Below are 14,580 nucleotides of genomic sequence, written 5' to 3'. Positions count from 1 at the left end.
ATGGCAACCCTGCTCTACCGGCTCGGCCGGATCTCGTTCCGACGCCGCAAAATGGTGGTCGTCCTGTGGCTGGTGCTGCTGGCCGCTCTCGGCGGCGCGGCGCTCGCGTTCAAGGGGCCGACCTCGAGCGACTTCACCATGCCGGGCACCGAGTCGCAGCGGGCGATCGACGCCCTGCGGCACGAGTTCCCGGAGGCCAGCGGCGCGACCGGCACCATTGTGGTCGCGGCGCCGCAGGGCCGGGCGCTGGCCGAGCCGCAGCTCAAGGGCGCGGTGCAGGGCCTGGTGAAGGAGGCCGCCACCCTGCCCGGCGTGATCGGCGCGGTCGACCCGTACCAGGTACAGGCCCTGTCCCGGGACGGCCGCTACGCCCTGGTCCAGGTCCAGTTCGCCGAGCGCGCGGACGCGGTCACCAAGGAGCAGCGCAGCGCGTACGAGGACAGCGGCGCCGCCGCCGAGGCCGCCGGGCTGCGCGTCGAGCACGGCGGTGAGGTGATGAACGCCGAGCCGGAGGTCGGCGGCACCGAGTCCATCGGCGTCATCATCGCGCTCGTGGTCCTCGTCGTCACCTTCGGCTCGCTGGTGGCGGCCGGGATGACGATGGTCAACGCGCTCATCGGCGTCGGCGCGGGCATGGCCGGCCTGTACGCCCTCAGCAGCGTCGTCTCGCTCACCAGCACGGCCCCGGTGCTGGCGCTCATGCTCGGCCTCGCGGTCGGCATCGACTATTCGCTGTTCATCACCTCCCGCCACCGCCAGCACCTGGTGGAGGGCATCGAGCCGGAGGAGGCCGCCGGCCGGGCGGTCGGTACGGCCGGCTCCGCCGTGGTCTTCGCCGGCATCACCGTGATCATCGCGCTCGCCGGCCTGGCGGTGGTCAACATCCCGTTCCTCACCGTCATGGGCCTGGCCGCCGCCGGCACGGTCGCCGTCGCGGTGCTGGTCGCCGTGACCCTGCTGCCCGCGCTGCTCGGCTTCGCCGGCGCCAAGGTGCTGCCGCGGCGGCTGCGCAACGGCCGGACCGGGCACGTCGCGGAGAAGGAGGGCTTCGGCTTCCGCTGGGCGCGGATCGTGACGCGGCTGCGCGTACCCGTGATCCTGGTCGGAATCCTCGGCCTGGGCGCGCTGGCGCTGCCCGCCGCCGGCATGCGGGTCGCGCTGCCGGACGCGAGCGCGGCCGCGGAGGGCACGCCGGCCCGCGAGGCCGCCGACCTCATCACCGCGGGCTTCGGGCCCGGCTTCACCGGCCGCCTCGCCCTGGTCGTCTCCAGCGACTCGCCGCAGCAGACCACCGCCGCCGTCGGCCAGGTGAACCAGGCCCTGGCGGGTACGCCGAACCTGCTCGCGGTCACCCCGCCTAACCTGAGCCAGGACAAGCGCACCGCCCTGCTCGGCATCATCCCGGCCACCGGCCCCACCGACGAGGCCACCGAGACGCTCGTCCAGACGGTCCGCGAACGGACCCGCGGCCTGCCCGGCGCCGACATCGCCCTGACCGGGCAGACCGCGATCGGCATCGACGTGTCCGCGAAGCTCTCCGACGCCATGCCGGTCTATCTTCTGCTGGTCGTCGGGCTCTCGGTGCTCCTGCTGATGCTCGTGTTCCGCTCGGTGCTGGTCCCGCTGAAGGCGGCGCTCGGCTTCCTGCTCACCGTCGGGGCCACCTTCGGCGTCACCGTGCTGGTGTTCCAGGAGGGCCACCTGGCGAACCTTGTCGGGCTCTCCACGCCGGGGCCGCTGATCAGCTTCCTGCCGATCCTGCTCATCGGCATCCTGTTCGGCCTCGCGATGGACTACGAGGTGTTCCTGGTGTCGCGGATGCGCGAGGACTTCGTGCACGGCGAGGGTCCGCAGGAGGCGACGATCAGCGGCATGGGCCACGGCGCCCGGGTGGTCACAGCCGCCGCGCTGATCATGACGTCCGTCTTCGCCGGCTTCGTGCTGCTGGACGACCCCGTCATCAAGTCGATGGGCTTCGCGCTCGCGGTCGGCGTCGCCATCGACGCGTTCGTCGTCCGGATGACCGTCGTGCCGGCGGTGATCTCCCTGCTCGGTCGCTCAGCGTGGTGGCTGCCGGGATGGCTGGACCGGCTGCTGCCCAACGTCGACATCGAGGGAGAAAAGCTCAGAAAGCAGCTTGACCAGGCATCCGAGAAGGTTCCGGTCACTGTCTGAACCGAGTAGGAGCGGGCTGTCGTTACGGCAGCCCGCTTCTTCATTGCCGGATTGTTACCTTCCCGGTGGATCTCGAGACTTGCGAGCCTTCTTCACGGAGGAATAGGTTGCCGTCGGCAACAAAACACCGCATCAACCCGATCCCTCCCGGAGGCATCCATGACGTTCGCGAGGTGGTGCGTGCGATGACGACATCCGCCCCCATCCTCCTGGAGATGCGTTCCATCACCAAGGAGTTCCCCGGCGTCAAGGCGCTCTCCGACGTCAACCTGGTGGTCCGGGCCGGTGAGATTCACGCCATCTGCGGCGAGAACGGCGCCGGCAAGTCCACGCTGATGAAGGTGCTCAGCGGCGTCTACCCGTACGGCAGCTACTCGGGTGACATCGTTTACCAGGGCTCTGAGGTGCGCTTCTCCGACATCCGGCAGAGCGAGCACGCGGGCATCGTCATCATCCACCAGGAGCTGGCGCTGATCCCGGACATGTCGATCACCGAGAACATCTTCCTCGGCAACGAGCCGCGCAAGCGGGGTGCGATCGACTGGAAGTCGGCGCAGCGCCAGGCGCTGGACCTGATGGCCCGGGTCGGCCTCAGCGAGGACCCGGACACCCTGATCAAGGACATCGGCGTCGGCAAGCAGCAGCTCGTCGAGATCGCCAAGGCGTTCTCCAAGGACGTCAAGCTGCTCATCCTCGACGAGCCCACCGCGGCGCTGAACGAGGCCGACTCCCAGCACCTGCTGGACCTGTTGCGCGGCTTCCGCGAGCGGGGCGTCACCTCGATCATGATCTCGCACAAGCTGAACGAGATCGAAGCGATCGCCGACGAGATCACCATCCTGCGCGACGGCAAGACGGTCGAGACGCTGAACATCAAGCGGGACGGCGTCGACGAGGACCGGATCGTGCGCGGCATGGTCGGTCGCGAGCTGGGCAGCCGCTTCCCCGACCACACCCCGAAGATCGGCGAGGTCTTCTTCGAGGTGCGCGACTGGACGGTGCGTCACCCGATCTCCACCGAGCGGCTGGTCTGCAAGGGCGAGAGCTTCCAGGTGCGCCGGGGCGAGATCGTCGGCTTCGCCGGCTTGATGGGTGCCGGGCGCACGGAGCTGGCCATGAGCATCTTCGGCCGCTCGTACGGGGTCTACCTCGGCGGCCGGATCTTCAAGGACGGCAGGGAGATCCAGCTCAAGTCGGTGGCCGACGCGATCCACCACGGCCTGGCGTACGTGAGCGAGGACCGCAAGGCGATCGGCCTCAACCTGCTCGACGACATCAAGACGTCGACGGTCGCCGCCAAGCTGTCGAAGATCACGAAGCGCGGCGTGCTCGACGAGGTCGCCGAGTACCAGGCCGCCGAGTCGTACCGCAAGGAGCTGCGTACCAAGGCGCCCACGGTGGACGAGGGCGTCTCCAAGCTCTCCGGCGGCAACCAGCAGAAGGTCGTCCTGGCGAAGTGGATGTTCACGGACCCCGACCTGCTGATCCTCGACGAGCCCACGCGCGGTATCGACGTGGGCGCGAAGTACGAGATCTACGGCATCATCCAGCGGCTCGCCGACCAGGGTAAGGGCGTCATCGTCATCTCCTCGGAGCTGCCCGAGCTGATCGGGCTCTGCGACCGCATCTACACCGTGTTCGAAGGCCAGATCACGGGCGACATCGCTCGCCAGGACGCGGACCCGGAGACCCTCATGAAGCAGATGACCTCGACGAAGAAGATGCAGACCCGATGAGCCGATTCAAGGACCTTCAGAAGAACCTGTTCGGGGGCACGACCTCCAACGCCCGCCAGTTCGGGATGATCTTCACTCTCGTGGCGATCGTCCTGCTGTTCCAGTTCCTCACCGCGCGCGACCTCGGTGTGGGTTTCGGGGACGGCCTGACCCTGCGGTCGGACAACCTGATCGCGCTGTTCCAGCAGAACTCCTACATCCTGATCCTGGCCATCGGCATGCTGATGGTGATCGTGGCCGGCCACATCGACCTGTCGGTCGGCTCGATCGCCGCGTTCGTCGGCATCCTGGTCGCCAAGTCGATGGCGGACTGGTCGCTGCCCTGGCCGCTGGCGATCCTGTTCGGCCTGGCGATCGGCGCTGTCATCGGTGCCTGGCAGGGCTTCTGGGTCGCCTACATCGGCGTCCCGGCGTTCATCGTGACGCTGGCCGGCATGCTGCTGTTCCGCGGCGCCAACCAGTTCGTGGGCAACGCCGACACGATCCCGGTCCCCAAGGGCTTCCAGAAGATCGGGGCGGGCTTCCTGCCGGAGATCGGCCCCGACACCGGCTACAACAACCTGACTCTCCTGCTGGGCCTGGCGGCCTGCGCCGCCGTGGTGTGGCGTGAGATGCAGACCCGGCACACCCGCAAGGAGATGAACGCGGAGCCGGCGCCGATGTGGGTCTCGGTCATCCGGATGGCCATCATGGTGGGTGTCCTGATCTTCGTGACGCTGCGCTTCGCGGGCGGCCGGATCGGCACCAGCTTCCCGATCTCCGGCCTCATCCTCGTGGTGCTGGTGATCGTGTACAGCTTCTACACCCGCAACACCGCCGGCGGCCGGCACATCTACGCGGTCGGTGGCAACTCCCGCGCCGCGGAGCTCTCCGGTGTGAAGCTCCGCCGGGTCAACTTCCTGGTCATGATGAACATGTCGATCCTCGCCGCCCTGGCCGGCATGATCTTCGTGGCGCGATCCGGGGCCTCCGGCCCGCAGGACGGCCTCAGCTGGGAGCTGGACGCGATCGCGGCCGTCTTCATCGGTGGCGCGGCGGTCTCCGGCGGCATCGGCACGATCTCCGGCTCCATCGTCGGTGGTCTGGTCATGGCCGTGCTCAACAACGGCCTGCAGCTGCTCGGCGTCGGCACCGACCGGGTCCAGATCATCAAGGGCCTGGTCCTGCTGCTCGCCGTCGCCCTGGACGTCTACAACAAGAGCCAGGGCCGCTTCTCGATCATCGGGAGCATCACCCGCCCGTTCCGCCGGGAGGCAACCGCCCTGCCGGCTTCATCGTCGGAAGCGGGCAGCACGCCCGCCAAGACGACGGTGGCCGGCTGACGGCCCACCGACCCCCTCTCACCCGCAACACCTCCAAAAGAAGGGCAACAACCCCCCATGCGCAACCTTTTCGGCAAGTCGGTGGCGGTCGGCGCCATCGCGGTGCTGGCCCTGACGGCCTGCGGCTCCGGCCGCGACGATGACAGCAAGAGCGGTTCGAGCGGCGGCTCGACCAAGGGCTTCGCCGCCAACTCCCTCATCGGTGTGGCGCTGCCCGCGAAGACCTCGGAGAACTGGGTACTCGCCGGTGACCTGTTCACCAGCGGCCTGAAGGAGGCCGGCTTCCAGAGCGACGTGCAGTACGCCGGCGCGTCGACCACGGTCGCCGACCAGCAGGCCCAGATCACCGCCATGACCACCAAGGGCGCCAAGGTCATCGTCGTCGGTGCGACCGACGCCGCGCAGCTGTCGACCCAGATCGCCGCGGCCCACGCCGCCGGTGCCAAGGTCATCGCGTACGACCGCCTGATCCTGAACACCGCGGACCTCGACTACTACGTCGCCTTCGACAACTTCAAGGTCGGCCAGCTCCAGGGCCAGGCCCTGCTGGACGGCATGAAGAAGAAGAAGCCGAAGGGCCCGTACACGATCGAGCTGTTCTCGGGTTCGCCCGACGACAACAACGCCGGTGTGTTCTTCAACGGCGCGATGGACGTGCTCAAGCCGGAGATCGACAAGGGCAACCTGGTCGTCGGCTCGAAGCAGACCGACGTCAAGCAGACCGCCATCCAGGGCTGGAAGGCCGAGGGTGCGCAGGCCCGCATGGACCAGCTGCTGACCTCGACCTACGGCTCCAAGGAGCTCGACGGCGTCCTGTCGCCGAACGACACCCTGGCCCGCGCGATCATCCAGTCGATCAAGAGCCGCAACAAGCCCGTCCCGGTCGTCACCGGTCAGGACTCCGAGGTCGAGTCGATCAAGTCGATCATGGCCGGCGAGCAGTACATGACGATCAACAAGGACACTCGCAACCTGGTGAAGGAGACCATCAACATGGTCAAGGCCATCCAGGCGGGTAACGAGCCGCAGATCAACGACACCAAGTCCTACAACAACGGCACCAAGGTCGTCCCGACGTTCCTGCTGCCGCCGGTCGCCGTGACCAAGGACAATGCCGCCGAGGCGTACGCGAACGACCCGAAGCTCGCGCCGCTCACCAAGTAGTCCCGCAAGGCCTTGGGTCCCCGGAGCGAGCTTCCGGGGACCCTTCGCCGTCTGCGCCCATCCCCAGAGGAGCCCTGTCGTGGTCGCACCGTTGCGGCGCGGCCTGCGCGCCGGACCAGCCGACCCACCCGACCAGCCGCCGCCCGCGTCGCCGTCCCCGGCCGCCGGGCAGGAGGAGATCCGCCGCCAGAACCTGGGCGCCGTGCTGCGCTACGTCCACGTGCACGGACCCACCTCCCGCGCCGAGCTGACCGGTCGGCTCGGCCTCAACCGCAGCACCATCGGCGCGCTGGCCGCCGACCTCGCCGCCGCCGGCCTGGTCACCGAGGAGGTGCCGACCACCGCCCGGCGGGCCGGGCGGCCCTCGCTCGTGGTCAGCCCCCGCTCGGAACGGGTCTACGCCCAGGCGGTGAGCATCGAGCCGGGGCGGCTGCGCGCGGCCCGCGTCGGCCTCGGCGGCCAGATCCTCGACCGGCGCGAGACCTCCCGCGCGTCGGGCACCGCGCTGCCCGACACCGTCGGCGACCTCGTCCGCCTCATCCGGGCGATGGGGCAGGACCCCGGCGCGGACACCGTCTGTGCCGGCAGCGCCGTCGCCGTCGCGGACTCCACCCGCGGCGTCGACGAGACGGTCCCCGCGGCGCTCGGCGCCGCCCTCGGCCTGCCCGCTCCGGGATTCGTGGCGGGCGACCTGGCCGACCTCGCCGCGCTGGCCGAACACACCCGCGGCGTCGCGGCCGGCATCGACGACCTCGTCTACCTGCACGGCGACCCGGGCATCAGCGCCGGCATCGTGACCGGCGGCCGCCTGGTGACCGGGCACGGCGGCCGCAGCGGCAAGGTGGGCCACATGGTGGTCAACCCGCACGGCCACCGGTGCGGGTGCGGCTCCCGGGGCTGCTGGGACACCGAGGCCGGGGTGACGGCCCTGCTGCGCCGTGCCGGGGCCCCGGCCGGCACGGACCCGCTGGCGATCCTGCGGGCGGCCGCGCTCGGTGATACCGTCGCCCGCAACGCCCTGCGCGGCGTCGCGGACTGGCTGGGCTTCGGCGTGGCCAACCTCGTCAACGTCTTCAACCCCGACGTCGTGGTCTTCGGGGGAGCCCTGCGCGAGGTGTACGCCGCCGGCGCCGCCACCGTACGCCGCCGCCTCGACGCGATGGCCCTGCCGGCCTCCCGCGAGCACCTGCAGCTGCGCCCCGGAGCGCTCGGGCCGGACGCGCCCCTGATCGGCGCGGCGGAGGTCGCGTTCGAGAATCTGCTCACCGATCCGCTCAACGGCGGTGTTGCCGGGTAGGAGGACACTGGCACCGCGACGACGACGGAGGCGAGCATGGTGGAATCCCCGGCGAGCACGGCGGGCGGGCGCTGGGCGGCCCAGCTGCCCTGGCTGCTGCCCCCGCTGGCCGAGCTTCCCGTGGTGGCCGCCCTCTGCTCCGGCCTGCCGCAGGTCGGCCGGGAGGCGGTCTTCGGCACGCCGGGCAGTCAGGGCGCGCTGCTCATCGCCTTCCTGGCCGCGGTGGCCGGGTTCGCCGCGGTGGCCCGTGGCGTCCACGGCATGGCCCAGGCCCTCGTCGGCGGCGGGCTCGCGGTGACGGCAGGGGTCGTGGGGGCGCTCGGCGCGGGGTTCCTCGTGGGGACGTACCCGTTGCTCGGTGTCCTGACCGCCCACGCGGCGCTGTCGATCGCCATGCTGGCGCGTGCCGCCCTGCGCGGCCCTCAGTAACCCGGCGGGTAGTGCCGGCGGGCGGTGAGACCCGGCAGCAGCGTCAGCGCGGCGACGAAACCCCCGGCGATCATCATCAGGTACGACACCACCAGCGTGTCCGGGCCGCCGCCGAACATGACGCCCAGCACCACCAGGGCGAAGCCGAGCAGCGCCGGACCGGCGGCGAGCACCCACGCCGCCGTCTTGTTCGCGGCGCTCCACCGGGGCGACCCGGAGATCAGCAGCATCCCGGCGAACGGGCCGAGCACCGGCAGCACGACGGCCCCGGCGCTCAGCAGGGCCAGCCCGGTGTACTCGGCGCCGGCGGAGGCTGCCGGCGGGACGACGGGCACCGGGACGGGCCGCCGCAGGTGGGCGGGCATCCGCCCGCGCCGGGCCGCGGCGGCCAGCGACTCCGGTGACCCCAGCCGGCGCAGGATCTGAGCGGGATCCTCGGCCGGCGTGCCCCCCGCGGAGCGGCGCAGGGCGATGTAGTCGGCGACCGTGGTCATCAGGTCGTCGCGCAGGTCCGCGTCGAGGTCGTCGGTGGCGGCCCACAGCGCCGCCAGGTAGTCGAGGACGAGCGCGTCCGTGTGCGCCAGCGGTGTGGCTTCGGAAGAGTACGGCCCGGACGTCATCGTTTCCCCCTGAGAGCTCGGCCGGCACGGTGCAGCCAGCATCGCCGTACCCGTACCGGCGGCACATCCGACCGGGGACCGGCCTTGCGCCCGGCACCCCTCTGCCTTTCGGCCGACCCCCGGCGGGTGCGGGACCCGCGACCCCCTTTTCCTAACCCGCCGAGAGCGACAGCCGATCGACTCGTCATGGCCGAGGACAGGCGCGCACCCCTGCGCTACGTGGTGATCGTCGCCGCCCTTGCGCTCGCCAGTTCGGTGTGGTTCGTGCTCTGGGCGACCGTGGGCGCCGGGCCGGTCTGGATCGCTTACCTGACCATGCCGCTCGGCGGGACCGTCGCGGCCGTGGCGCTGTACGGGCTGTGGCGCGTCGTCCGGCCGGATCCCGTGGCCCGCCGGTTCTGGCGCGGCCTCTTCGTCGGGACCCTCTTCATGACCGCCGGTTACCTGCTCATGGCGGTCAACGCGGTCCGCTACTCGGTGGGGGACGACACGCCGGACATGCCGCTCACCTCGGCCGCCTGCGTCGCGCTCGGTTTCGGGCTCACGATGTGGGCCGTCGCCCGGGTGCCGGTGGGCGCGACCGGTCCGGGCGAGCGCCGGCGGATGAACCTCGACCGCGTGATCGCGTTCCTCGGCTGCTCGACGCTGCTCTGGCACTTCGGGCTCGCTCCGATGCTCACGGCCGCCGACCCGTGGAGCCCGCAGACGCTCGTCCTCATCGGGCTGGCGTTCCTCATGTCCGTCGGCGGGATGACGAAGGTGTCGTACCTCGGCGACGGGCCGGTCGACCGGACCGCGCTGCGCCTGGTGGCGACCATGGGCCTCACGGCGGCCGGCGTGGCGGTGCTCGCCACCACGTACGGTGACGCCGGCGGTCCGCCGTCGCAGGCGATCGTGCTGCCGCTGGCGCCGCTGCTGCTGGTGGTGGCCGTACGGGTGCAGTGGAAGGCGACCCTCGGCCGGGGCCGGGTGTCGCGCCGGTCCTCGCCGCTGCTGCCGTACCTGGCGGTCGCCGCGGTGGACCTGCCGCTGCTCGCCCTCGCGGTGGGGGAGATGCGCTGGACCGACCGGGTCGTGCTGGCGGCGGCCGTGCTGGTCAGCGTGCTCGTGGTCGTCCGGCAGTTCCTGGCGTTCCGGGACAACGCCCGGCTCCTGCGCAACATCCGGGCCCAGGAGGAGCGCCTGCAGCACGAGGCGAGCCACGACGGCCTGACCGGCCTGGCGAACCGGGCCATGTTCCGGGGCCGGCTGCAGGCGGCACTCGGCGGCGGGGAGAGCGCCACCGTCCTGCTCGTGGACCTCGACGACTTCAAGACCGTCAACGACTCGCTCGGCCACGACGTCGGCGACCAGCTGCTGGTGGCGGTAGCCGACCTCCTGCGCGAGCAGGCCGGCGCGGGGCTGCCGGTGCGCATCGGCGGCGACGAGTTCGCCGTGCTGCTGCTCGGCGGCACGACGGTGGGCGAGACCGTCGCCCAGCGGATCCTGGACGCGCTGAGCGAGCCGATCGGCGCGCACCGGCTGATGGTGCAGGCCAGCATCGGCATCGCGACCGCGGAGCCGGGCGCCTCCGTCGACACCGTGCTGCGCGAGGCGGACGTCGCGATGTACGCCGCCAAGGAGCGGGGCAAGGCCGCCTGTGTCCGCTACCTGCCGGGCATGGCCGAGCCGGTGCTGGCGAACATGCGCCTCGGTGGTGAGCTGCGCCGCGCGATCGAGGAGAACGAGCTGGAGGTCGTCTACCAGCCGATCATGAACCTGGACTCCGGCAAGCTGGTGGGGGTCGAGGCGCTGGTGCGCTGGAACCACCCCGAGCGCGGGCTCATCATGCCCGGGGCGTTCGTGCCGGTCGCCGAGCGCACCGGGCTCATCATCGAGCTGGGCCGGTTCGTGCTGCGCGAGACCTGCCGGCAGACGGCCGCGTGGACGGCCGAGTTCGGCCGGGACGCGCCGGAGAAGGCGGCCGTCAACGTGTCGGCGCGGCAGCTGCACGACCCGGACTTCGCCGCGGAGGTGCTCGCCGTGGTGGGCGAGACCGGGCTGTCCACCGGCCGCCTGGTGCTGGAGCTGACCGAGTCCGCGGTCCTGCGCGGCAGCCAGGTCTCGCAGAGCCTGCACGAGCTGCACCGCGCCGGCGTTCGGCTGGCCCTCGACGACTTCGGCACGGGTGAGTCGTCGCTGAGCCTGCTGCGGGCGTTCCCGGCGGCGATCGTGAAGCTCGACAAGTCGTTCGTGGACGGCCTGGAGATCGACGACGCCGGGCTGGAGGCTCGCGACGCGCGTCAGGCCGTCGCGCGGGCGGTGATCCAGCTCGCCGGCGCACTGCGCCTCGACGCGGTGGCCGAGGGGATCGAGAACGAGGCGCAGGCGGAACAGCTCCGCGCCCTCGGCTACACGCAGGGGCAGGGGTACCACTTGGCGCGGCCGATGTCCGCCGGGGACCTGACCGCGCTCCTGGCCCGCCAGCGCCGGGCGCTCGCCGCGGGCTGACGCCCTCACGTCCGGGGCCGCGCGGCGCTTTCTCCGCCGATCGCCCGCCATGTCCGCATGGTCGGGCTCGATGGCTTTGACACGGACTTATTCGTTGTCCCGTCGACACTTTTGCATATTTCGAAGATTCTTTTCGCCACTACAGCGAAACGTGTGATTAACATCAGTCTTCGAACGACTTCGATGCAACTTCGTGCTCCGGCGTGGCACGTGGCCGGGGGGCCACTGCCCGATCGGCCGCTTCCGCGTGCCCACGTCAATCCCGCACCACCGACCGGGAGGCAGTGCAAGCGATGCAGAACGAGTCCACCGTCAGCCGCCGACACCTACTGGGCGCCGCAGCAGCGGGCGCCGCCGTACTGGGCACCGGCGCGATCGCCGCCTCGCCCGCCGAGGCCAGCTCGGCGGGCCGCCCGTCGCGGATCCCGCGCGACAAGATCAGCGTGCAGCTCTACACGCTGCGAAACCAGCTCGCCATCGATCTCGACGCCACCCTCGCCGCGCTGGCCGAGATCGGCTACACCCGCGTCGAGCACGCCGGCTTCGTCGGGCGTACGGCCGCGCAGTTCCGCGCCGCGCTGGACCGTGCCGGGTTGCGTGCCACCTCCGGGCACGTCGGGATCCCACAGCCGTTCGACGCCGCGGCCTGGGAACGGGCCCTCGAAGAGGCGGAGATCGTCGGCAACAGGTACATCGTCCACCCGTTCTTCGGCGCCGGAGCCGACGGCCAGCCCATCCGGGACGGCGCCGTCTACAAGGCGTTCGCCAGTGACCTCAACAAGGCCGGCGCGCTGGCCCGCGAGCACGGGCTGAGCTTCGGCTACCACAACCACCACAACGAGTTCGCCCGCCAGGACGGCGGCACCCGGACCGGATACGACATCCTGACCGGCGAGACCGACCCCGGCCTGGTGCACCTCGAGGTGGACCTCTTCTGGGCCTTCCGCGGCGCCCACGACCCGGTCGACCTGATCCACGAGAACCGGGGCCGGATCCGCCAGGTGCACGTCAAGGACCTCGCCCCCTCCGGCAGCTTCGCCGACCCCGGCGCCGGGCTCATCGACTTCGCCCGCATCTTCGAGCACTCCCGCGAGGCCGGCCTCGTCGAGTACATCGTGGAGCGCGACGACGCCGGCAGCCCGCCGCGGACCCCCGCCGACGCGCTCGTCACCGCCGAGGTCGGCTACGACTACCTCGCCGACCTGCGATTCTGAGGGGAGACCTGTGAAGCGATTCCATGCCGCCGTACCCGCGCTGGCGCTCGTGGCGACCGCGCTGATGGCACCGTCGCATCCGGCCTCGGCCGCCCCGGCGGCCGCGCCGCCGCCCGACTCCGACTTCCAGAAGGTGACCCTCGACGACTTCCCGGGCGAGCCGATCGCCCTGGCCGTCCTGCCGGACCGGCGCGTGCTGCACACCGCCCGCAAGGGCGACGTCCGCATCAACGACCCGAAGAGCGGCCGCAACGTCCTCGCCGCCACGATCCCCGTCTACCAGCACGACGAGGAGGGCGTGCAGGGTGTCGCGATCGACCCGAACTTCGCGGCGAACAAGTGGGTCTACCTCTACTACTCGCCGCGGCTGAACACCCCCGTCGACAACCCGGCGACGCCGACGGTCAACGAAGGTGACGCGCCGGCGGAGGGGACCGCGGCGGACTTCGCGCCGTTCAAGGGAGTGATGCGCCTGTCGCGCTTCAAGCTGAACGGCAACACGCTCGCGCTGAGCACCGAGCAGAAGATCCTCGACGTGGCCACCGACCGCGGCATCTGCTGCCACGTCGGCGGCAAGATCGACTTCGACGGCGCCGGCAACCTCTACCTGTCCACGGGCGACGACACCAACCCGTTCGCCTCCGACGGCTACGCGCCCCTGGACGAGCGGGCGAACCGCAACCCGGCCTACGACGCGCAGCGCTCCGCCGGGAACACCAACGACCTGCGCGGCAAGATCCTGCGCATCAAGGTCAACGCCAACGGCGGCTACCGCATCCCGAAGGGCAACCTCTTCAAGCCGGGTACGGCGTACACCCGGCCGGAGATCTACGCGATGGGGCTGCGCAACCCGTTCCGCTTCGCCGTCGACAAGCGGACCGGCGTCGTGTACGTCGGCGACTACTCGCCCGACGCGCAACAGCCGAACCCCCGGCGTGGACCGGCCGGGCAGGGGCGCTGGGCGGCCATCGACAAGCCCGCCAACTACGGGTGGCCGTACTGCGTCGCACCGGACATGCCCTACGTCGACTACGACTTCGCCACGCAGACCTCCGGAGCGCCGTTCAACTGCGCGGCGCCGGTGAACGAGTCGCCGCACAACACCGGCAAGCGCGAGCTTCCCCCGGTGGAGAAGGCCGAGGTCATCTACACGTACGGCGCCAGCGCCGAGTTCCCCGAGCTGGGCACCGGCGGCATCGGCCCGATGGGCGGCCCGGCGTACGACTACGACGCGGCGAACGGCTCGGCGACCAAGTGGCCGGAGTACTACGACGGCAAGCCGCTCTTCTTCGAGTGGACCCGCGACTACGTCAAGGAGTTCACGCTCGGGCCGGCGAACGAGGTCACCTCGATCGCGCCGGTGCTGCCGTCGATCGTCTTCGACAACCCGATGGACCTCGAGTTCGGCCCCGACGGCGCCCTCTACGTCCTCGAGTACGGCGACGGCTACTTCTCGGAGAACCCGGAGGCGCAGCTCGCCCGCATCGACTACGTCCGCGGCAACCGCACCCCGATCCCGAAGATCACGGCGACGCCGACACGCGGTGAGGCACCCCTGACGGTGACCTTCTCCAGTGCCGGCACGACCGACCCCGACGGCGACAGCCTGCGCTACGCCTGGGACTTCAACGCCGACGGCATCGTCGACTCCCGGCAGCCCAACGCCGTCTACACCTTCACCGAGAACGGCAACTATCGGCCCACGCTGAAGGTCACCGACCCGACGGGCCGCTGGGCGTCCGCCGAGGTGATCCTCCCCGTCGGGACGCTGGCCCCGCAGGTCAGCTTCGTCACGCCGACCGAGGACCAGCCGTTCGAGTTCGGTGACACCGTCACGTTCCAGGTCGCCGTGGCCGACGACCAGCCGGTCGACTGCTCGCGGGTGACGGTGACCTACATCCTGGGCCACGACCAGCACGGGCACCCGCTCTCCACGGCGTCCGGCTGCACCGGCTCGATCACCACGTTCATCGACGGCGGCCACACCGGGGCGGAGAACCTGACCGCCGTCTTCGTGGCCGAGTACACCGACTCCGGAACCCCGCCGCAGAGCGGCTCGGCGACGGTCGTCCTGACGCCGTCCGAGGACTGACCGCCGGCCCGGCCCGGCACCGCCGCCCGGCCGGACCCCGT

The 14,580-nt window shown here is 71.0% G+C and carries 10 protein-coding genes; 9 read left to right on the top strand and 1 reads right to left on the bottom strand.

The window, feature by feature from the left end; all coding sequences use genetic code 11:
* From AB0368_RS07690 to AB0368_RS07665, 6 genes are all read left to right on the top strand, one after another.
* Positions 1–2,175 carry an MMPL family transporter gene (locus AB0368_RS07690; protein WP_366152998.1) on the top strand — a complete coding sequence of 725 codons (2,175 nt, stop codon included), beginning with the start codon at positions 1–3 and terminating at the stop codon, positions 2,173–2,175.
* Positions 2,176–2,360: 185 nt separating this feature from the next.
* Positions 2,361–3,911 (top strand): multiple monosaccharide ABC transporter ATP-binding protein, encoded by a 1,551-nt coding sequence (gene mmsA / locus AB0368_RS07685; RefSeq protein ID WP_366152997.1) that lies wholly within the window; start codon positions 2,361–2,363, stop codon positions 3,909–3,911.
* Positions 3,908–5,233, top strand: coding sequence for a multiple monosaccharide ABC transporter permease (gene mmsB / locus AB0368_RS07680; protein WP_366152996.1), 1,326 nt, complete (start codon positions 3,908–3,910; stop codon positions 5,231–5,233). The genes mmsA and mmsB overlap by 4 nt, the downstream gene beginning before the upstream one ends.
* 57 nt (positions 5,234–5,290) lie before the next feature.
* Positions 5,291–6,397, top strand: coding sequence for a sugar-binding protein (locus AB0368_RS07675; RefSeq protein ID WP_366152995.1), 1,107 nt, complete (start codon positions 5,291–5,293; stop codon positions 6,395–6,397).
* Between the two features lie 178 nt (positions 6,398–6,575).
* Complete coding sequence (locus AB0368_RS07670; RefSeq protein ID WP_366153349.1) at positions 6,576–7,694, top strand: ROK family protein; 1,119 nt, start codon at positions 6,576–6,578, stop codon at positions 7,692–7,694.
* A 36-nt stretch (positions 7,695–7,730) separates the two neighbouring features.
* A complete protein-coding gene (locus AB0368_RS07665; RefSeq protein ID WP_366152994.1) occupies positions 7,731–8,123 on the top strand; it encodes a hypothetical protein in 393 nt (130 codons plus the stop codon).
* Here the strand turns inward: AB0368_RS07665 and AB0368_RS07660 are convergent.
* Positions 8,117–8,743 carry a hypothetical protein gene (locus tag AB0368_RS07660; protein ID WP_366152993.1) on the bottom strand — a complete coding sequence of 209 codons (627 nt, stop codon included), beginning with the start codon at positions 8,741–8,743 and terminating at the stop codon, positions 8,117–8,119. The two genes, AB0368_RS07665 and AB0368_RS07660, sit on opposite strands and share 7 nt — an antisense overlap.
* Positions 8,744–8,929: 186 nt before the next feature.
* On the opposite strand from AB0368_RS07660, the gene AB0368_RS07655 reads away from it, so the two are divergent.
* From AB0368_RS07655 to AB0368_RS07645, 3 genes are all read left to right on the top strand, one after another.
* Positions 8,930–11,233 (top strand): EAL domain-containing protein, encoded by a 2,304-nt coding sequence (locus tag AB0368_RS07655; protein ID WP_366152992.1) that lies wholly within the window; start codon positions 8,930–8,932, stop codon positions 11,231–11,233.
* A 293-nt stretch (positions 11,234–11,526) separates the two neighbouring features.
* A complete protein-coding gene (locus AB0368_RS07650; protein WP_366152991.1) occupies positions 11,527–12,447 on the top strand; it encodes a sugar phosphate isomerase/epimerase in 921 nt (306 codons plus the stop codon).
* A 10-nt stretch (positions 12,448–12,457) separates the two neighbouring features.
* A complete protein-coding gene (locus tag AB0368_RS07645) occupies positions 12,458–14,539 on the top strand; it encodes a PQQ-dependent sugar dehydrogenase (protein WP_366152990.1) in 2,082 nt (693 codons plus the stop codon).
* The last annotated feature ends 41 nt before the right edge of the window (positions 14,540–14,580 follow it).

This window comes from Actinoplanes sp. NPDC051475 (assembly GCF_040689425.1).
Classification (GTDB): Bacteria; Actinomycetota; Actinomycetes; order Mycobacteriales; family Micromonosporaceae; genus Actinoplanes.
This window is presented reverse-complemented; position numbering and strand designations above follow the sequence as displayed.